The sequence below is a fragment of the Clostridium sp. MCC344 genome (assembly GCF_018785365.1).
Classification (GTDB): domain Bacteria; phylum Bacillota; class Clostridia; order Lachnospirales; family Lachnospiraceae; genus Pilosibacter.
In genome coordinates this window covers 63,275-82,288 of the sequence record NZ_WQPQ01000020.1, presented here as the reverse complement: position 1 = coordinate 82,288, position 19,014 = coordinate 63,275, and the positions used below count along the sequence as shown (strand labels likewise).

General features: G+C 35.1%; 18 protein-coding genes and 3 tRNA genes. 20 read left to right on the top strand and 1 reads right to left on the bottom strand.

The window, feature by feature from the left end:
- Positions 1–40 precede the first annotated feature (40 nt).
- The 16 genes from GPK90_RS04845 to GPK90_RS04770 all read left to right on the top strand — a co-directional run bounded on the left by GPK90_RS04845 (position 41) and on the right by GPK90_RS04770 (position 14,010).
- Positions 41–1,177: a competence protein CoiA family protein gene (locus GPK90_RS04845; RefSeq protein ID WP_215702540.1), complete on the top strand. Its 1,137-nt coding sequence runs from the start codon at positions 41–43 to the stop codon at positions 1,175–1,177.
- Positions 1,170–3,938 (top strand): P-loop NTPase family protein, encoded by a 2,769-nt coding sequence (locus GPK90_RS04840; protein ID WP_215702319.1) that lies wholly within the window; start codon positions 1,170–1,172, stop codon positions 3,936–3,938. The genes GPK90_RS04845 and GPK90_RS04840 overlap by 8 nt, the downstream gene beginning before the upstream one ends.
- Positions 3,923–4,696 (top strand): hypothetical protein, encoded by a 774-nt coding sequence (locus GPK90_RS04835; protein WP_215702318.1) that lies wholly within the window; start codon positions 3,923–3,925, stop codon positions 4,694–4,696. Before GPK90_RS04840 ends, GPK90_RS04835 begins: the two co-directional genes overlap by 16 nt.
- Before the next feature lie 107 nt (positions 4,697–4,803).
- Positions 4,804–5,436 (top strand): hypothetical protein, encoded by a 633-nt coding sequence (locus GPK90_RS04830; protein ID WP_215702317.1) that lies wholly within the window; start codon positions 4,804–4,806, stop codon positions 5,434–5,436.
- A 665-nt stretch (positions 5,437–6,101) separates the two neighbouring features.
- Positions 6,102–6,172 (top strand) — tRNA-Glu (locus tag GPK90_RS04825).
- Between the two features lie 316 nt (positions 6,173–6,488).
- On the top strand, positions 6,489–7,859 hold the full coding sequence (locus tag GPK90_RS19510; protein ID WP_215702316.1) for an MBL fold metallo-hydrolase: 1,371 nt from the start codon (positions 6,489–6,491) through the stop codon (positions 7,857–7,859).
- 31 nt (positions 7,860–7,890) lie between these two features.
- Positions 7,891–8,082, top strand: coding sequence for a hypothetical protein (locus GPK90_RS04815; protein ID WP_215702315.1), 192 nt, complete (start codon positions 7,891–7,893; stop codon positions 8,080–8,082).
- Positions 8,083–8,136: 54 nt separating this feature from the next.
- Positions 8,137–8,385, top strand: a complete 249-nt coding sequence (locus GPK90_RS04810; protein WP_215702314.1) for a GIY-YIG nuclease family protein — start codon at positions 8,137–8,139, stop codon at positions 8,383–8,385.
- A 40-nt stretch (positions 8,386–8,425) separates the two neighbouring features.
- Complete coding sequence (locus GPK90_RS04805; RefSeq protein ID WP_215702313.1) at positions 8,426–9,061, top strand: helix-turn-helix domain-containing protein; 636 nt, start codon at positions 8,426–8,428, stop codon at positions 9,059–9,061.
- Positions 9,062–9,071: 10 nt separating this feature from the next.
- The gene (locus tag GPK90_RS04800; protein ID WP_215702312.1) at positions 9,072–9,716 is read left to right on the top strand and encodes a ClpP family protease; all 645 of its coding nucleotides are present in this window, start codon (positions 9,072–9,074) and stop codon (positions 9,714–9,716) included.
- 48 nt (positions 9,717–9,764) lie between these two features.
- Positions 9,765–10,028: a hypothetical protein gene (locus GPK90_RS04795; protein ID WP_215702311.1), complete on the top strand. Its 264-nt coding sequence runs from the start codon at positions 9,765–9,767 to the stop codon at positions 10,026–10,028.
- Positions 10,029–10,045: 17 nt separating this feature from the next.
- A complete protein-coding gene (locus GPK90_RS04790; protein WP_215702310.1) occupies positions 10,046–11,239 on the top strand; it encodes a metallophosphoesterase in 1,194 nt (397 codons plus the stop codon).
- Between the two features lie 518 nt (positions 11,240–11,757).
- A complete protein-coding gene (locus tag GPK90_RS04785; protein ID WP_215702309.1) occupies positions 11,758–12,081 on the top strand; it encodes an HU family DNA-binding protein in 324 nt (107 codons plus the stop codon).
- 17 nt (positions 12,082–12,098) lie between these two features.
- Positions 12,099–12,734, top strand: a complete 636-nt coding sequence (locus tag GPK90_RS04780) for a hypothetical protein (RefSeq protein WP_215702308.1) — start codon at positions 12,099–12,101, stop codon at positions 12,732–12,734.
- 142 nt (positions 12,735–12,876) lie between these two features.
- Positions 12,877–13,830 (top strand): tyrosine-type recombinase/integrase, encoded by a 954-nt coding sequence (locus GPK90_RS04775; protein ID WP_215702307.1) that lies wholly within the window; start codon positions 12,877–12,879, stop codon positions 13,828–13,830.
- 95 nt (positions 13,831–13,925) lie between these two features.
- A tRNA-Ser gene (locus GPK90_RS04770) sits at positions 13,926–14,010 on the top strand.
- 58 nt (positions 14,011–14,068) lie between these two features.
- Here the strand turns inward: GPK90_RS04770 and GPK90_RS04765 are convergent.
- On the bottom strand, positions 14,069–14,341 hold the full coding sequence (locus GPK90_RS04765) for a hypothetical protein (protein WP_215702306.1): 273 nt from the start codon (positions 14,339–14,341) through the stop codon (positions 14,069–14,071).
- A gap of 47 nt (positions 14,342–14,388) precedes the next feature.
- On the opposite strand from GPK90_RS04765, the gene GPK90_RS04760 reads away from it, so the two are divergent.
- From GPK90_RS04760 to GPK90_RS04745, 4 genes are all read left to right on the top strand, one after another.
- Positions 14,389–14,475, top strand: a tRNA-Ser gene (locus GPK90_RS04760).
- Between the two features lie 195 nt (positions 14,476–14,670).
- Complete coding sequence (locus GPK90_RS04755; protein ID WP_215702305.1) at positions 14,671–15,642, top strand: GIY-YIG nuclease family protein; 972 nt, start codon at positions 14,671–14,673, stop codon at positions 15,640–15,642.
- A gap of 58 nt (positions 15,643–15,700) precedes the next feature.
- Positions 15,701–16,966, top strand: a complete 1,266-nt coding sequence (locus GPK90_RS04750; protein WP_215702304.1) for a hypothetical protein — start codon at positions 15,701–15,703, stop codon at positions 16,964–16,966.
- The gene (locus GPK90_RS04745; protein WP_215702303.1) at positions 16,953–19,007 is read left to right on the top strand and encodes a hypothetical protein; all 2,055 of its coding nucleotides are present in this window, start codon (positions 16,953–16,955) and stop codon (positions 19,005–19,007) included. The genes GPK90_RS04750 and GPK90_RS04745 overlap by 14 nt, the downstream gene beginning before the upstream one ends.
- Positions 19,008–19,014 lie beyond the last annotated feature (7 nt).

Below are 19,014 nucleotides of genomic sequence, written 5' to 3'. Positions count from 1 at the left end.
AGATTTATGAAAATTTCTATGAGAAATGGAGAATTAATATATAGAAAATGAAACAAAGGAGGTAGCTACTATTTTAACTTGTAAGATTCGAAACGAAATCATCAACTGTTATGATGGAATACACACCAGAAAACAGTTAAAACAGTGGTCCAAAAAGAAAATTTTATTATGTCCAGCATGTGGAAAACCGTATGAATATTGTCATGGTCGAATTGTAGATCCATACTTCAGACATGCAGATAAAACTGAATGTGAAAACTATTCGGAACCAGAAACTAATGAACATATGCAAGGAAAGATTGATCTCTACACGTGGATCAAAAAACAAAAGGGTGTCAGTGATGTGGTTCTTGAAGGTTGGATTCCAGAGACAAAACAGCGTCCTGATATTATGTTTACATATGGGAACGAGTTATGGGTTATTGAATATCAGTGTTCTCCTATTGCAACTGAATATGTTGAACGACACGAATTGTATCAGGCGGCAGGAATTCATGATATTTGGATTTGTGGGACAGAAAAATACTTAAAACCATTCATGAGAGAAAAGTATTTACAATCCGAATCTGTGGGCTTTTATGATTCAGCAAATAAGTATTTTTTTGCATTAGAAGGAAATAAAATCTATTCGTTAACAAACTTTAAAGCAGAAAAATATTATCATTCACAAGGTACTTTTTATGGTCTTCCGTTGGATGATTTTATTTATAAAGGAACTATTATCAATGTGTATATTGGTGATGCGATTTCTGCTATGAAGCGTAAAGAATTACATTTACAGAATGAAAAGCCTCGAAAAAAGTATACAAAAAATCGTTATTTGAGAAAACAAAAAGAGTTACTAAAGGATGAATTGAGCAGAAAAATCGTCCAGCTAAGTAATAATAATTGGAGTTTTTATATTGATACATTTCGTATTAATAAAAAATATAAACGTTGTATTGTAGCAGAACCATTTTGTTTACAATCAGTAAGGTCTTTTGTTTGGTCAACTATTTTAAATTATATACTTGAGAAGATAGATATTGATAAATTGGACTTTTTTGTATTACAAAAGTGTGTTAAAAATCCAGAATTTCTAAAGAAATTTTTAATTCCAATTATGCAGCATAATAGACAGGCTTTATTGACTTACGAGTCTGATGAGTATAGATTTTTGGAGGTTACACATGAGTAAGCATTTAACATCACAAAGATATGTATATAAAATTCGCACATCTCGCTTAAGGAGAAAAAAGTGGAATCTGCAGCTTTCTATTTCAGATGCCAGAGAAAATCAGGAACTGATTGCTTTAAGCGAAAGCCAGATTATGCGCTGGATTGATGAACTAAATGGAATCACAAATCCTGAGCTACATATTTCTGATATTCGCTCACAAATTAAAAAATTAAAAAAGGAAGAAAATCTTTCTATTTCCAGACCGAAAATCAAGAAATTATATATAGAGCTGGACAGCTATCAATTTAAGAAAGACTATGTATGCGTCGTAATTGATAAGGTGAAAGATTTCGAATATATCTATAAGAACGGTTTTACAATCAATGGCATTAAGTATAGATGGTTGCTTGGTACGACTGGAGGTGTTAAGAATAACACCTTGGTTTTTGTAAATGAAAAGTTACTTCCTGATCTTCGGACAAGAATTGATAATGGTCGGAATACAAATATGAAATTCGCACCTGCAAAGCTTGAAGCATATATAGCGCTGGTGTGCAGTTCATCTACTCCTGTCTCTATGCCCAATGGTATTGTGGTTGTTCATGATTGTATTACTCAATTTAAATCTGATGTGATTGAGCTTGATGACACTGGTCTTGATCAGCCAAGTATGAAATACATAAAAGACAAAGATGTTAAACTGATCGACAGTGATGGATATGGATTGGCGATGCCACAGTTAATGCAGCGTTGGGGAGAAGAAATTCATGAAGATTTTTTACTTCCTGGCTGTGTGATTAGGAATTCATTTTGTAAAGGTGCTGTTTTCCCAGTGGATTTCCAGGAATTTGCTGCCAACCATGGATTCACAGAAATTACTGATGTATGGGGAAACACTTATAACATCAACGAGGTTGAACTAATTCTTACAGAATCTATGCTTAAACTTTGGGAATCCTACTCTTCTATTGAGAATTATTTGGAAAACTGCGAAAAAAATCACTATACATTTGCCATCACAAAATCTTCAGAAGAATCTCTTGAAAATGTCAGAACTATGAACTACCAGTTCTTACAGAGTTACGATTTTACAGATGAAGAAATTGATGAATTAATTGCGCCGACGGTTAATGAGGTTAAAGATATTTTAGCAAATGATTACCGTAAAACTGTCTTGTATGCAAAAGGTGTTGGGCTAAATGCGAATAGTGTACAACACTTGGACAACTCTTTTGCTACGGCACTTATGATAGAACCAGATATGGTTAATGACCCATTTATTAAGAGTCAGATCCGTTCTATGATTCGTAAGCGCATTGATGATGCCAAAGTGGGGGTACTTAAAGTACCGGCCAACTATTCTCTTGTATCAGGTGATCCTTATTCTCTTTGTCAATCAATGTTTGGAATGGAGGTTACAGGACTTTTAAAAGCTGGACAAGTTTATTCTAAATATTGGATTGATAAAGGCGTGGAGGAAATCGTAAGTTTTCGCGCACCAATGACATCGCACAATAATATCAGAAAACTCCAGGTCGTCCATAATAAAATGATGGATGAGTTTTACCAATACATGACTACTCCGACTATTTTTAACAGTTGGGATACCTGTGCGGATGCCATGAATGGTTTCGACAAGGATGGAGATTGTGTTATTAATACTTCTTTTGATTTGCTTGTTAAAAAAACACAACAGCTTCCAGCTATTGTATGCGTACAGCGAAAAGCTCCGAAATGTGTTCCAAATAACGATGATATCATGAGATCCAACATCAATAGTTTCGGAAATGCTGTTGGAGGTGTTACAAATAAAATCACATCTATGTTTGAGGTTCAAGCAAACTTTCCAAAGGATAGCCGAGAATACAGATTGCTTGATTACAGGATAAAATGTGGGCAGCTTTATCAGCAAAATGCGATTGATAAGACTAAAGGTATTGAGGCGAAGCCAATGCCTGACACCTGGTATAACTGGATCGCAAATAAGCAAACAAAGGCAACTGACAATGAACAGCGTAAATCTTTTTGGATGAACCGAAAAATTATTGCAGACAAAAAGCCATATTTTATGCAGTATATTTATCCGTCCGAAAGGGCAGAATTAAATAATTATCGCAAGAAAAATAATGAAAAAAGTCTCGTGAGATTTAGATTGACATTAGATCAGTTAGTAAAAAAAGAGAATAAAACTAAAGAAGAAGAGCGCTTTGTTTCTTGTTATTATGATAGGATGCCGTTAGGTATTGGACCATGTACAATCAATAAAATTTGTTGGAGAATCGAAGAATTATTTGATCATATAGACTTTTCTGATGATGTAGATTTTGATTATACGATTATGAAGAGTGATATTGCTTATTCTGATAAAGTGTATGGTAAAATCAAGAAATTGTACGAATCGTATAAAAGAAGTCTCCAGTCATATATTCAGTATGCTAAAACAGAACGCATTAAATCAGATGAGCGCCAAATTCAGAAATATCTTTTAAAAGAAGAATTTAAAGAGAAATGTCTTCGGGATTGCCCAAACGAAGATATGCTTTGTAATATTGTTCTTGATTTATGTTATTCTAAATCAAAAAACAGTAAGCAGTTTGCATGGGATATGTGCGGAGAAGTATTTGTTAAAAATCTTCTGCGTAGAAATAATTATAAAATTTCTTATCCTGAATTTGACGAAGATGGAGAAATTGAATTTGCCGGAATGAACTTTTCAATGAAACAAGTTGATATCAAAGTAGATGTGGATATGGAGGATACTGAATGTCAGTTATATTAAACGAAAAGGAATATGTAGAAAGAATTATTGAGAAAGGGGAGGTTGGCAAAAAGCCAACTTCTACCCTGTTTCTTTTATCAAAGTATTATCGGCAAGAAATGAAATTAAGCGAAAAGAAAACCGCCGAGAAACTTAATGAGTTTATGGAGAAGAACTATAAAGATTATAATCCGGCCCTTTGGGAAGATCTAATTGAGGATGTCTCTCGAAAAGGGAAAAAATATTTGCTGCAGGAAATCGAATACGTCGGGATTACAGAAAACGAACTAAGTAGCATCGCTCTGGTAAAAGGATTAAAATATCAGAAATTGTTATTTACCATGTTATGTTTTGCAAAATTATACAATACTATTTCTAAGACCAATAACGGCTGGGTTAATACAGAAATTCCTGATTTATATAGAGTTGCACGTGTGATTGTAAAATACAAAAATGATAAATTTTTGTATTTAAACGATCTCGAAAAAACTAAACTTATTTCATTTTCTAATAAAAATGACAATCTCAATATGAAGGTTAATTTTGTTGACACCAAAGGAGAGATCATTTTAAAAATAACTGATTTTCGAGAGTTGGGGTATGAATACGAAAACTATATTGGAAAAAATAAATTTTTCAAATGTTCTGAATGCGGTAGACTTGTTAAAAGAAGAACAAATAACCAACTTTATTGCCTTGAATGCTCGAAAAAAATGAATTTGGAAAAGCAAAGAGAACGTGACAAAATGAAAAATCTTGATTCAGAAACACCCTTGTAAGCCGCATAAAATAAGGGTTTTCTGGCACTATGCCCGTTTTTCTTTTTATGAATATACATATATTGCGCTCTAATTTTGGGCGTTTGTACTAAAAGGAGAAACAGGATATGAGAAAAATCACAGTTACAGAAGGTCTTAATGAGTTAAAGTTATATGATTCTAAAATCGAAAAGGCAATCAACAATCTTAAACTTATTGGTGCGAAGAAAAAATCAGTTGATAAAGTTGGCGTTGTAAACGTCGAGAAGTTTGTTGCTGATGCAAAAGCGGCGCATCAGTCCATTATGGATCTTATTAGAAATAGAAATGCATTAAAGGCGGCCATTGTGAAATCTAACGCCATTACATACTTAGAGATTGGTGATCAGAAAATGACTGTTGCTGAAGCCATCGAGCGCAAGAATTCTATTCAGTACGAGAAGGAACTTTTGCTCGCTATGAAAGCTCAGTATGGATCTGCTACTGTGACAGTAAATAAAGAGAATGCAAAGGTGGACAATAAAGTTGATGAGTTAATTCAGACGCTTGTAGGTCGCGATACCACAAAGAAGCTCGACAAGGACGAACAGGCCGCCGTAGAAGTGCCGTATAGAGCAAAGAACGAGTGGGAGCTTGTGGATCCGCTTAATCTTTTTGACCTCATGACTAAACTTGAAGCTGATATCGACACATTTGAATCTCAGGTAGACGGAAAACTCAGCTTATGCAATGCCACAACATTCATTGAGTTGGATTTCTAAAAAAATAGTTATACAATAACCAGAACGGAATATATATGCAACTATCACGAAAATCTTATACTTACGCCCCGCTTTGCTGGCACGGGTAATTGCCAGCAACCTATTAAATAATAGAACAAATTCTTATGTCGAAATCATTCTGAAAATGATTTTAGATATTGCATAAAAGAATATAAAATTATCTTCTTTCGCAGATGAACACTTAGGTGGCGAAAACATTTATGAAAGTTCAGCGTTCAGAAATCAATTTTTAATGTTCAATTATCAAAATTCTTTTCTTCTAAAGATCAAGTCTAAAGTTACAAAGATCGATTAAATCCAAGAGAAAGTTTATATACGTGTAGCGTAATTGGCGGAAAGGTTTGTACTTGGCTGTGGTAGTTGCAATCATGCGGGATGCATGGTAATCACAATGGGGTGATTTGGAGTTCGAATCTCCTATCCCGCCTTGCGGGTAACCGCACTTCTGTACCTATGTATTTTGTTATAGGTTTCATTTTTCATAATTTCTCTTCACTCTCTCTTGATGGCGGTGTGCTACTGATCGGTAGTATGCCGCCATTTTCTGGTCGAGAGAAAATAAAGCTGGCGGGAGGTCAGATATCTCGTTGGGTCTCATAAACCTGATTAACCAGGTGCAACTCCTGGGCGTAGCAATTTTATTTGGTCTCGTAGTCGAGCGGTAAGACACTACCCTTTCACGGTAGTAACGTGGGTCCGAACCCCGCCGAGATCACTGCTCTCCCATTATGGAGAAATAATAAAGAAAGAGATGTGAATTATTATAATTAAGATTAATAAAAATGAAGTTGAATTTCTGGTAAAGAATGGTGTGAAGTATGGTGAATATGGTGTAAGTCATACAGAAAGTTGCCATAAAAGAAAAACTTATTATTTAACAGAGAGTTCAAAAAACATGGAGCTTCATAATAAATATCTGGAATTAATCGCGAAATAGCGAAATTTGAATTGAAAGGCGGTACATAGTCATCGCTAAAAAAAAGAAAAATAGCATTACGGTATCCTTTGTGGATTCACCATCTTCGGAGGATGTGACCGGAAGCCTTATTTATATTGAGTCTCCAAATCATAAGATTTTGGTAGACTGTGGACTACATCAGACAAATGATCGTTTTGAAGATTTTCTGGTAAATAATCGAAAATTCAAAGAATTTAAGCCGAGGGATATAGATTTTGTGTTTGTGAGCCACTTGCACGGCGATCATGTTTTATTGGTTCCGCGCTTATATCGTGATGGTTGTAAAGCAGCCACAGTTATTTCTATGGGTTCCAGGCAGGTTTTGAAAGATATGTCTATGGATGCTGCCTATATTACTGAGCGCGATGTTCTTTTAATTAATTCCCAAAACAATAAGAACTACAAGCCTCTATATGATGTTTCCGACGTTAATAAAATGCTGGAATATACCATTGAGGAACCGGTAAATACGAAAATTACTGTAGATAATGAATTGGCATTTGAATTGATTCCTAACGGTCATCTTCTCGGTAGTTGTCAGGTGAAACTATATCTTACTGTAGATGAGGTTACTAAGACAATTTTGGTTACTGGTGACATTGGAAATAAAATTGTAGATAACAAATTTGTCGGGAAATATCAACAGGTCGAATACGCTGATTGTGTTATTGGAGAATCTACATATGGGGATCGTCCTGATCTTAAGACAGGTACAAAAGAAAGAAAAAATGATTTAGATAAGCTAAAATCTATCATTGACACTCAGGTACATGATATGAGTGGACGAGTTATTATTCCAAGTTTCGCACAGTCGCGCTGTCAGGCGCTTGCGTACATGATTTATGATCTGTATAAAGACTCTGAGTGGAAACCTAAAGTTTATATTGATTCGCCACTGGCCATTAAAATTTTCGAAGATTATGCAGAATGTTTGGATGGCGATGAAAAAGAAGATCTTAAGAGGATTATGAGTGATCCGATGTTTACTTTTGTAAAAGAAACCGAGGATAGCAAGGCTCTTGTAAGCAGTTCTGAGCCATGCTGCATAATTTCTACAGCCGGTATGTGTCAAGTCGGAAGGGTGCGGCATCATTTAAAGGCAAATATTTCTAATCCCAATGCCACTATCCTGTTTGTGGGATTTAGTACAGAAGGTAGTTTAGCATCCTTATTGAAAGATTCTAAGCGAAAATCTGTGACTATTGATCAAAAAGAATACGCTTGTAAATGTGCATCTTATTCTCTCAAATCAATGTCTGGACATGCACCATTTAATCAATTAGTGGATGATTATACTTCTATTAATTGTCAGAAGCTTATTCTCCATCACGGATCTTCTTCTGCAAAAGAGATGTTAAAAAAGACATTAGAAAAGGAATTTGAAAAGCAGTGTAAATCGACTCGTGTTGTTATTGCTAATTCAAGTCTGAAATTCACTTTATAAAAATATTATGAAATCGGAGGCAATTTCGCCTATGAATAAAAGGAATAATCAGCAAAAACAGGTAAAGCCTATTTTTAATAGTTTTTTAGCGAAGCAGCTTTTACATAAAGGCAATCCTATTGTAGATCTTCAGAAAAACAAAAAGTTGCAAAATGCCTCTATCTTCTATTTTGAGGAAACAGAAAAATTCAAAAAAGATTTAACTGAATTGACCGCCGAGTAATTGGTGGTCTTTTTATATTCATTAAAAATTCAACGAAAGGACAAAGTGAATAAAATGAAAAAAGAGAAGTTAATAGGTGTTTATCAAATTAAAAATGTTGCGAATGGGAAAATATATATTGGTAGCTCAAAAGACATTTTTACACGTTGGAAACAACATAAAGCTAAGTTAAACAAAAATGCCCATGTAAATGAACATCTTCAAAAGGCGTGGAACAAATACGGTGAAAACAATTTTATATTTTCTATTGTAGAATTATGTGATTTAAATAATCTAAGAAAAAAAAGAACAATATTATATTGATAAATTCAATTGCGTCAACCATGAAATCGGATATAATATTATGCCAACTACTGACATGTCCTTATTATCGGCAGAAACAAAATCAAAAATCTCTAATACATTAAAAGGTAAATATATTGGAGAAAATTGTTTTTACTCAAAGTTATCAGAGCAACAAGTAAAAGATATAATTAACGATTTAATAAGTGGCGAACTATCTTATACTGAAATATCTCAAAAGTATAATATTAACAAAAGTGTTGTTTCAAGTATAAAAATCGGTCATTCATGGAATTATTTGACGAGAAATATTGACTTTCCAGATACAAAGGGGAAATGTAATGGTCTAAATAAACTTAGCAATGAGAATATATTTGATGTAATTAATTGCATAAAAAAAGGATTTAGTGACACAGAGATAGCTAATAAATTCAATGTGAATCGGAAAACTATTTCTGATATTAGAAATCACAAAACATGGGTAAAATTCACGAAAGATTTAATTTTCCAAAAATCAAACGGTATGACAAAAGGAGAAAATAATAACAAATCAAAACTCACTTTGAAACAAGTTGAAGAAATTAAAAAGAAATTATTATCTTCTTGTATATCTATGACTTCTCTTGCTCGTGAATACAATGTAAGTTCGACAACCATTTCAAATATTAAAAACAATAAAATATATAAATATATCTGAGGAACATCATATGACGAATAAAAAAAATCTGGAATCAACTTATCTTGATATTTCAATCCCCACCAATGTAGAAAATTTACAGTTACCAGATCCAAGCTTACTTCAATTTTATAAAAATTACGAGGACCGAATCATTTGGATCGATGACGAAATTACAACTATGACTCTTGAATACGCAAAGATGATTATGCAGTGGAATTTAGAAGACAAAAAAGCTAACTTACCAGCAGAAAAGAGAAAACCGATTAAAGTTATTTTCTTTAGTCCTGGCGGTGATCTTGAAGTCAATAATTGCCTTGTTGATACAATTTCTTTAAGCGCAACAAAAGTTATTGGAATTAATGTTGGTATGGCTGCATCCAGCGGATGCTTTATCTATCTTTCATGCCATGAGCGTTTGACTTTTCCGACTGCCGAATTCTTATTACATAAAGGGGCTGGGCAGTTCAGTGGAGATTATAATAACGTCGTTGCCGCCATTTTAAATTATCAGCGCCAGATTGATGAACTCGGAAAATTTGTTTTATCGAGAACAAAAATTCCAGAGGATATTTTCAATGAAAATTTTGAAAATGACTGGTATCTTTCTGCAAAGGAAGCTATCGAATACGGCGTAGCAGATAGAATCATCAATAGTTTGGACGAAATCATTTAAGAAGAGCGCCGCTCTTCTATTTTTATTGGACAAAAAGGAGTAAATAAAATGAGTAAAAGTAAACTTAACTTTACAAGAACGACCACAGATAAATTAACAGTAAAAGCCGGTGTATTATCTGAGGATTGCACAGAAATTGCTTATACTGATGAAAACGATTGCGAGCAGGTTGTGCGCGTAGCCGATCTTCTTGCAGCGTTCAAGAATCAGGTAATTGATTTCTCTGTTGCGCTTAAGACAGATGAAGATCTTGAGGTTCTTGGATCAGATTCCGAATATGACTCTGAAATCGATGACTCTGATGACATGTAAAGAGAGTTGGTGAATGATTGGACGTAAAGAGGCAACCAACTGAAACGGAGTCGGCATATATCTGGCGGCTCGGTCAGGCAAAAGATAACGGAATTCTTGATCTGACATGGACAGAAATTGCTAATCTTATTAACAAAGAGTTTCGAGAGGATGTATCCGAATACAGATCCGAAAGCGCATACCGAAAAAAGTATGCGATTGCAAAGGAATTTGCCGAGGGAAATGTGTTTAAATCGACAAGCTCTTCTTCTGATATTTCGCAGCAAATTCAAGAATTACAGAAAGAACGAATCAAGTTATCCGACGCAAGAACTGATTATAACAGATTAGTACGTCGAGAAGCAAGAAAAGAATCTTATGCTGATATGGTGAAAAATATTATCTGCGAAAATGTCAATCCAATTAAAATTGGCACACAAAGCAGAGATCAATATTATGGACACGGTGACAATGATCTTTTAATTCATATTAGTGACATTCATACCGGTATTGAGATCCATAATTGGAAAAACGATTTTGATGAGAATATTCTAAAAACACGTCTTGAGAAATATGTCTCTGAAATTATTAAAATCCAGCAAAGACATTATTCAGAAAACGCTTTTGTAGTAATCGGTGAAATCATTTCTGGTATTATTCATAACAATCTGCGTCTCCAGAACAATATGGATATGATGGAGCAATTTAAGTATATTTCTGAGTTGCTATCAAGTGTACTTGTAGAGTTGTCTGGTCGTTTTAAGCAGGTTTATGTATATGTAACACCTGGCAATCACTCTCGTATTTCCCCTAAAAAAGAAGATGCTTTAGATGGAGAAAATATGGATGTATTGTTAGGGTTCTATCTCAGAGCAAGATTACAGAACTATAAAAATATTTCTATTTGCGAAAATATTATTGATCCGGAAATTGCGAGTTTTGTAATTCGCGGACAAAAGGTATTTGCGGCACATGGTCATAAAGATTCTCCTCAAAATGTTGTGCAGAATTTTACATTGATGTTCGGAATGCGACCAGACATTGTATTGCTTGGCCACCGACACACAAATGGCATGATTACGGTATCCGATGTAAAAGTAATTGAGTCCGGATGTTGTTCAGGATCCGACCAATATGCCGTATCAATTAGAAAAACAAATAGACCAGAGCAGACTGTATCTGTTGTTGACGATAATGGATTAGTTTGTCTATACGATATCCAACTGGACTGAGGTATTATATGCCGGAACCAACAATAATGGATATGGAACTTTGTGCGGACTTCATTGTGAATCGCACAGGAATAGATAAAGAAATAGTAAAACAGGTCCTTAAAACCGAGACCGATTATTGGATGGAGTTGGATCCATCTTATTAAGATGATGGCTGCTAGTCACAAGAAATGCAGGATTTTCATGAGAGTTTGATCCTGACTTCAAGATGAACGATTATAGACTACCTACAAGGCAATCTCCGCCAATGCGAACGAACGTGTTCGAATCTTCCGAAACGAAAACGCCAGTACGCCCTGACATGCACTACGAATGGGTATATGCACTCAAACATAGCACCACCGTCCTTCCTTTAGACTTATCTAACATCTTTGGGAAAACTGGTAGCCGAGAATGTGGGAGAACCCCACAAAAATTATTATAACAGAATAATACAAATATAACAAGCATGAGGGATATGATCGATCCGGCATATACCCTCTTTTACTATTTTTATGATTAAAAGGAGTATTTAAAATATGTTAAAAGATGAATTATTAAAGAATGTTGCAGAATTAACCACTGATATTCTTGTAGAACAGGCAGAAACCGATGAGGCGAAGGCTAAGGTAAAGGTGTCCAGAAAGTTTGTAGCAGCCGTTTTAGAGGCTTTTGAGGGTGTTATTGTAGATTCTATCAGTGCTGATATTACAGATACTATTACCTTTGGCAAGCTTGGTAAATTTATTGGCAAGGAAGTTCCAGAGAAACATGGAGTTACTGCGCTTAATGGCAAGGAATGGGTAAAACCGGCACATCGGGAAATTGGTTTCCGTGTAGGCAGTGCGGTTAAAGATCTGTAATGTTGGGTGGTGATTTTGTGAATAAGAAGAAAAATATTTATGAAGATCTTGACATTATTGAGCTTGAAAATATGGACGATATGGCAGACATTTTCTTTGAATCTTGGTATGATGCGCCAAAGAGAAAATCTATTGCTCTGGTGGCTGACAAAGAGCTTGTGACTTACGTGATGGATGTCATGATGGATTCTGATGAAACTGCTGTTAAGTTTATTGATTTAACTGCAGAGCCAGAAGATTACGAAAAATATGAAGAGTGGATGATTCTGATAGATCAGGACGGTAACCTCACTGTCAAAGAGGTTGAATGGTACGGAGACGTTACTCAGGCCGATGTAATCTATATTTCCATGGAAGGCGAGGTAAGCCAGTTCTGTATTGATTATTGCCTTGACTCTGATAAGGAAGTTCATCTTTTTGGATACGAAGACGACGAGGATCTTCCGGAAGCCGATTGGTGTCTACATGAATGCTGCAAGGACTGCGATCGCAAGGAAGATTGTAAAGATACTGATGACTGTGGCGACGATGACATGCATGGTTTTACGGCATCTAAATCTACCAGTAATGGCACTGTAACCTATTCTTTCTACTCTTCTGAGAAATTATCTCAGGACGACATTGGAAAAATGTTAAAGAATTTTGGATTTTAATATTTTCACGCACATACAGAAATGTGTGTGCGTGTTTATTATCGCGCTCGTAGTGTAGCTGGTTCAGCACCTGGATCTCCAGAATCTATAACCTCCGTTCGAATCGGGGCGAGCGTGTTCTATATGGGAAGGAAGTGAATAAATGGCAGAGAAGAGCAAAAGAATTTTAATGCATGATGAAGAAAAATTAAAACATATTAATCCGGAAACATTAAGGTTATTTCAGAAATATCAGGTTGATATGTCATTAAGAGATTTATCTAAAAATACAGTAGAGCAATATAATTCAGATTTACAACAGTGGTTTATATATATGTATGATAAGCAATTCAATCTGTCTGTACTCGAAGCAACAGAAGATGACATTACTGAATATTATTACTGGAGAAAACAACAGGGAAATAATGTAAACCGGCAGAAAAGAGTTATGGCATCAGTTTCTGCCTTTTATAAATTTCTTAGAAAAAAGAGATTGATTCAAGAATCTCCTGTTGAATTTATTGACCGTCCAAAAGCTGGGCAACCAATTACGGTACAGACATATTTGACAAAAGAACAAGTTCAGTTAATGAGAGAAAAATTGGAAGAATATGGTGATATTCAGTTACAAGCATATGCCTTTATGTCACTTACTACTATGGCTCGCGTTCATGCTATTGCCAATTTACGTTGGGAACAAGTAGATCTTGAAGAGAGAATTTGTTCTAATGTACTCGAAAAAGAAGGGAAAATTGTTGAATTAAGTTTTAGCGAGGAAACCAGAGATTATCTTAAGAAACTCATCGAATACCGAAAAGAAAAAGAAATTGACGATCATGGATGGTTGTTTGTGTCGGCATTTGTTACCGATGATAAGCCTATTAAAGATAGTACATTAAATGAATGGTGTAAGAAAATCGGGAAAATGATTGGCGCTCCAACATTACATCCGCATGATTTTAGACATAGTTATGCAACATTATTGAAGAACGAAAATGTACCGTTAGAGGATATTTCAACCATGCTAAATCATTCCGGAACTGACGTTACACGCAAGTTCTATATTAAAATCGACACTTCAAAGGTAAGAAAAATTAAAGACAGTATTGTTATTTGATATCTGTCTATAAACTTGTGCTTCGCTACGTCAATGCGAACCTTTACTTAGGACTGGCTGCTGGGCGGCCTGGCAGCCGGAAAGACGGCGAATCTGCAGAGATACCCAAGTGGTAAAGGGAGCTGTTTGCTAAACAGCCAGGGTATAACAGCCGCACAGGTTCGAATCCTGTTCTCTGCGCTTCTTGCGGAGCGACCGCGCAATTTGTGATCACATATAAGGAGGAAATCATTATTTCCTACTGTTTAACACGTCTTACTTTCCCATCGCGGTATTCAAGACCTGTTGCTGGACCAGTACATTCTACCGGATCAACGATGTTTCCATCCTCGTCTTCGCACCAACCCTTTGCGATGCAAAGCTTTCTGTCACCAGCATTCCACCAAAGACCAGTCTCAGGTCCTGTATATTCTGCAATAAGGTCGATTGTTTCATCAGAGTCTACACCAGAATCGTCGATAGCGGCATTAATTTCAGCAGTGTATTTTTCGATATCTTTTACGTTTAACATAATGATTTTATCAGGAGAGTGGTTTTGCGCTACTCTCCTATTTTATTGGAGAGATATCGAAGTTGGTCATAACGAGGCGGTCTTGAAAACCGTTTGTCCATAAGGGCGCGTGGGTTCGAATCCCACTCTCTCCGCTATAATTATGGATTGCTCTGATAAAGAGAATAATTATATGGTCATAGCAATATTGCTGAATTCTGTTAAAGGAATATGACTAATTTAAAGAGGGAAATAATAGAGAGTTGCAAACTCTATGAATGGTTGTACTCCATATCCGACCGCTTCCCTCTTCTATTATTTTAGATATGGAGGGAATAGAGAACTGATAGATGATTGGAATTTACAAAATTCAAAATATTGTTAATAATAAAATTTATATTGGGCAAAGTATTGATATTATTACTCGATGGTACAATCATAAAAACGAACTTAATGGCAATAGACATTGCAATTCTCATCTTCAAGGTGCATGGAACAAATATGGGGAATCTAATTTTACATTTGAAGTAATTGAAGAATGTACGGTTGAAGAAATTGATAATCGTGAAACATATTGGATAGATCTTTATAAAAGTATAGATCCAAATTTTGGTTATAATTTAACAGCAGGAGGACAAGGAATACATGGATATGCTTGGAGCAATGAGAAGAAATTATTCTTATCAAAGTTGCGAAACCCAAGACCTGTTTTACAGTTGAATTTATCCGGTGAACTTGTAGAGAGATGGAGAAGCGCTTCTTATGCTGCCAGAGAATTAAATATACCAATAAGCGGTATTATGAATTGCCTCAAACCAGATGGAGATCAATATCAATGTCATGGATACATATGGATATATGAAAACACATACCATGATGAATCTTTTGATATCGAGACTTATATAGAAAAGCATATTACACCAAGACCTAAAATTGTAGAATATGATTTATATGGAAATGTAGTAAAAATTTGGAATAATGCTGCTGATATTATGTATGAATTTGGTGAAAAGTCTGTCATCTATAAGAGCTTAACTTGTGTTTTAAACCATACAAGAAGATCAATTAAAGGTAAAATATTTTTGTACGAGAATGACAATTTTAAATTAACAGAGGACTACTTGCGAAACATACGAATTAAAACAGCTACATACAAAGTAAATCAATTTGATAAATTTAGAAATCTTGTGAAAACTTGGAGTCAAGAAGAGTTAAAAAATAGCAACTATAAATTTTCTTCTATAAGACATTTTTGTACGCAAGCATATGTTGGAAATTTCATAAATAAGCCTTTGTATAATTATATATGGGAATATGAATAAATAGAAGCCTTATTATATTTGGCTTCTATTTTTTTTGATCAAAAGGAGGTGACTGCCTTTGGCAGCCGAAATAAAAGAACCTGTCAAAATGACAGCATCCCAATTAAAAATAAAAGTTGCTAATTTAGAAGATAAGTTAGAAAAACTCAAAAATGGAGCTTGGTGCTATTTATGTGATAAACATAAGGCGCGAGATAATTTTTATATGACAACAGATCCGATGAGCAAAAGTGGACTAACTCCAATTTGCAAAGATTGTGCTCGTAAAATTGCTTTAAAAATTGATAAAAAGGGCATTGAACACGAACCTGATAAAGACTCGGTGCGTTTAGCATTGAGGTATTTGAATAAGCCATTTCTCGAAAGTGTTTGGGATTCCAGTATTGAAGAAGTTCAAAATTTAGCATCAGGAAAGATGAAATCAAATGTCTGGAACGCATATATTCGGCAGATTTCTATGGGGCAATATAATGGGAAAACTTATTTTGATAGTGATGGGCTTATTCCCAATGCACCGGAAGAAAATTCCAAATCAGAAACTACTCGTAAAGAAATTGTCTTACATGATGATTTTAAAAAAAATAAAGCAGACGTTATTAAGTTACTCAATTACGATCCTTTTGAAAAAGAAGATGTATCTGATCAGCCATTTCTTTATTCTCAACTATTAGGTCTTCTTGACGCAAGCAAGGACGCAAACGAAGATATGATGAGAACAGCTTCTGCAATTTCCGTCGTCAGAGGTTTTTTGCAACAATCAAAGCTGGACGATGCAATTGCGAAACTTATGTCTGACGTATCTAATATCGAAAGAAATTCAGCAACAATAAAATCTCTTCAAGATAGTAAAAATAAAATTTCTTCAGTAATTACATCTTTGGCTCAAGACAGTTGTATATCGCTTAGATATAACAAAAACGCCAAAAAAGGCGAAAATACTTGGACAGGGAAAATTAAGCGAATTAAGGGTCTCAACCTACGTGAAAGTGAAGTCAACGGATTTGATATCGATACGTGTAGAGGTATGCGCCAAGTACAAGAAATTAGCGATGCATCTATTATGAAGCAACTGGCATTAGACGAATCAGAATGGTCTGATATGGTTGCAGAAATGCGAAAAGCAAATACTACTCTCCGAAGAGAAAAAGATGCATATCAGGAAATTAACAGAATACTTCTTCGAGAAAATTTAGATTTAAGGGATACGTTAAAGGAAGAAAACTTACTTGATGAATCTCAGCTAAAAAATCTTAAAGATTTGTATTCCGTATTTGGTGATACAGACGATTCTTCCAAAAAGGAGGAATCTGATGATAAACAGTAAACAGATAATTTTAAATTATTATTCTCAGGAGTTATTAAATTACGATAAAGATGTTTATGATCAATATGGCATTTATGTAAAACCTCATGGCTATTCAATTTCTTCAAGGAAAATCGATTCTTATATTCAAATCGCCAATATTCAAAAGTATTTACAGTGCAATCCGGTACGAGCAATAGATTTATTTTTTAATATAGAACTTCTTGATGGGCAATCATTGTTAGTAGAACGTAGTTGGATTTGCCCAAATGTTCTTGCAGTATGTACTCGTGGTTATGGTAAGAGTACCGTAATTGATCTTGAGATTATGGCAAAAGATATGTGCTTTTGCAACGTATGGACATATATTGCAAGTGGAACCGGCGGACAGGCAGAACAGACTTTCACTACTCTTGAACGTCTTGCAAATGATAGTATAGATACTTTTTACGGATCAACAGGATCTATTTTTAAAAATGAAATCGAGATAAAAAATGCTGCCGGTGATGGATTTTCTCATTCGTCCAATGGCTTTTCCTATTCTTGTTATAACGGTGCAATGACGAAGACTTTAAACAGCAATATAGATGCAAAAAGAGGTAGTCGTGGTTCTGTTCTATTTGATGAGAGCGGGTTCTTGTCTGATGAAATGATGAATGTATATGGAGCATTCGCAGCGGTAAATAGGAGTTTGAAAACAGGTAAGGATGCAAACGGTAATTCTATTGACCCTATTCGACAAAGATGTATTCCGCGTGATCTTTCTTATCAAAAATTCTATATAAGTTCTGCATCATCAACTGACACACAGTTTTGGCGCTTATACAGAGACTTTGCAAAACGACAAATTATGGGGGATCCTGATTATTGCGTTTTACACATCGATTGTGAGCAAGCGTTTAAACCCACATTAAAAGGTGAACTGGTCACTCCTCTTCTGTCTCGCAGCACGGTTGAGACAGAAATGAGGACAAATCCAGAGAAGGCAAGGCGTGAATATTATTGCCAATTCAGTACCGACGCTGGCAACGATGCGATCATAAAACGCGGTGTTATTACCAGAAATGAGGAAGTTCGGAAACCGCTTTTATATAACGATACCGGTGATAAAAAATTTGTTATTACATATGATCCAGCCAGAAGCAGAGATAATTCTGTAATTCTTGTCGGAGAAATTTATGATTTTGAACAAGTTGATGGTAGTCTTGATACACGTATGCGTTTGGTTAATTGTATTAACCTAATAGACGTTGGAAAGAAAATCAAATCTCCAATGCAAACACCAGACCAAATAGAATATCTTAAAAAGGTTATTTTAGATTATAACGCTGGTGCTGATGCTTATGGAAATATTGTTGGAATATACATCGACGCAGGATCAGGGGGCGGCGGAGTAAATATCGCTGACTATTTGATGCCGGATTGGACTGACGCAGCAGGTATTGTTCATAGGGGATTGATTGATAAAGAGTATTCGGAAGAATATGTAAAAAAGTTTCCAAATGCTGTTGATAAAGTTCATTTAATGTCTCCATCTGCTTATAAATCAGAAATGTATGAAGCAATGATCGAGTTAATGAATCAGGACAAAATCAGCTTTACTGCTTCATATGATAACAAAGATTATTTAACAGTGTTCGATGTTGATGAAGACCTTTTAAAAAAAGAGCGAGATCGTATTTCAAAGGAATTAAAAGGCGAAAATCTCAATGAAAAAGAATTCGAGAAAAAACTTTCGGAGAAAATGGATAACATTCAATCTATTAAGACAAAAATGATAAAACTTGATTGGCAAGACAAGATTGCTTTGGCAAATATGGATGCATTAAAAGAAGAACTTGTAAACATGGTGAGAAAAAAGAGAGATTCTGGAAAAGACTCTTTTGAGCTTACCCCAGAAAAATCAAACAAGCTTCATGATGACAGATCGTACACATGCTGTATGGCCTCTTTCGCTTTAATGTGCGAACGTAGAAAAAATATCACACAGCGTAAACGTCCGCAATCTGATGCGTCTGATTTTGTCAACTCTCTCACTATCCGTAAAGCCCGTTATAACTAAGGAGGTG

What these genes read in the sequence shown, in the direction of transcription:
- GPK90_RS04745 (WP_215702303.1), top strand. Translation starts at nt 16,953, where the DNA reads ATGATAAACAGTAAACAGATAATTTTAAATTATTATTCTCAGGAGTTA.
- GPK90_RS04810 (WP_215702314.1), top strand. Translation starts at nt 8,137, where the DNA reads ATGAAAAAAGAGAAGTTAATAGGTGTTTATCAAATTAAAAATGTTGCG.
- GPK90_RS04815 (WP_215702315.1), top strand. Translation starts at nt 7,891, where the DNA reads ATGAATAAAAGGAATAATCAGCAAAAACAGGTAAAGCCTATTTTTAAT.
- GPK90_RS04800 (WP_215702312.1), top strand. Translation starts at nt 9,072, where the DNA reads ATGACGAATAAAAAAAATCTGGAATCAACTTATCTTGATATTTCAATC.
- GPK90_RS04765 (WP_215702306.1), bottom strand. Translation starts at nt 14,341, where the DNA reads ATGTTAAACGTAAAAGATATCGAAAAATACACTGCTGAAATTAATGCC.
- GPK90_RS04830 (WP_215702317.1), top strand. Translation starts at nt 4,804, where the DNA reads ATGAGAAAAATCACAGTTACAGAAGGTCTTAATGAGTTAAAGTTATAT.
- GPK90_RS04795 (WP_215702311.1), top strand. Translation starts at nt 9,765, where the DNA reads ATGAGTAAAAGTAAACTTAACTTTACAAGAACGACCACAGATAAATTA.
- GPK90_RS04785 (WP_215702309.1), top strand. Translation starts at nt 11,758, where the DNA reads ATGTTAAAAGATGAATTATTAAAGAATGTTGCAGAATTAACCACTGAT.
- GPK90_RS04840 (WP_215702319.1), top strand. Translation starts at nt 1,170, where the DNA reads ATGAGTAAGCATTTAACATCACAAAGATATGTATATAAAATTCGCACA.
- GPK90_RS04775 (WP_215702307.1), top strand. Translation starts at nt 12,877, where the DNA reads ATGGCAGAGAAGAGCAAAAGAATTTTAATGCATGATGAAGAAAAATTA.
- GPK90_RS04805 (WP_215702313.1), top strand. Translation starts at nt 8,426, where the DNA reads ATGCCAACTACTGACATGTCCTTATTATCGGCAGAAACAAAATCAAAA.
- GPK90_RS04755 (WP_215702305.1), top strand. Translation starts at nt 14,671, where the DNA reads ATGATTGGAATTTACAAAATTCAAAATATTGTTAATAATAAAATTTAT.
- GPK90_RS04835 (WP_215702318.1), top strand. Translation starts at nt 3,923, where the DNA reads ATGTCAGTTATATTAAACGAAAAGGAATATGTAGAAAGAATTATTGAG.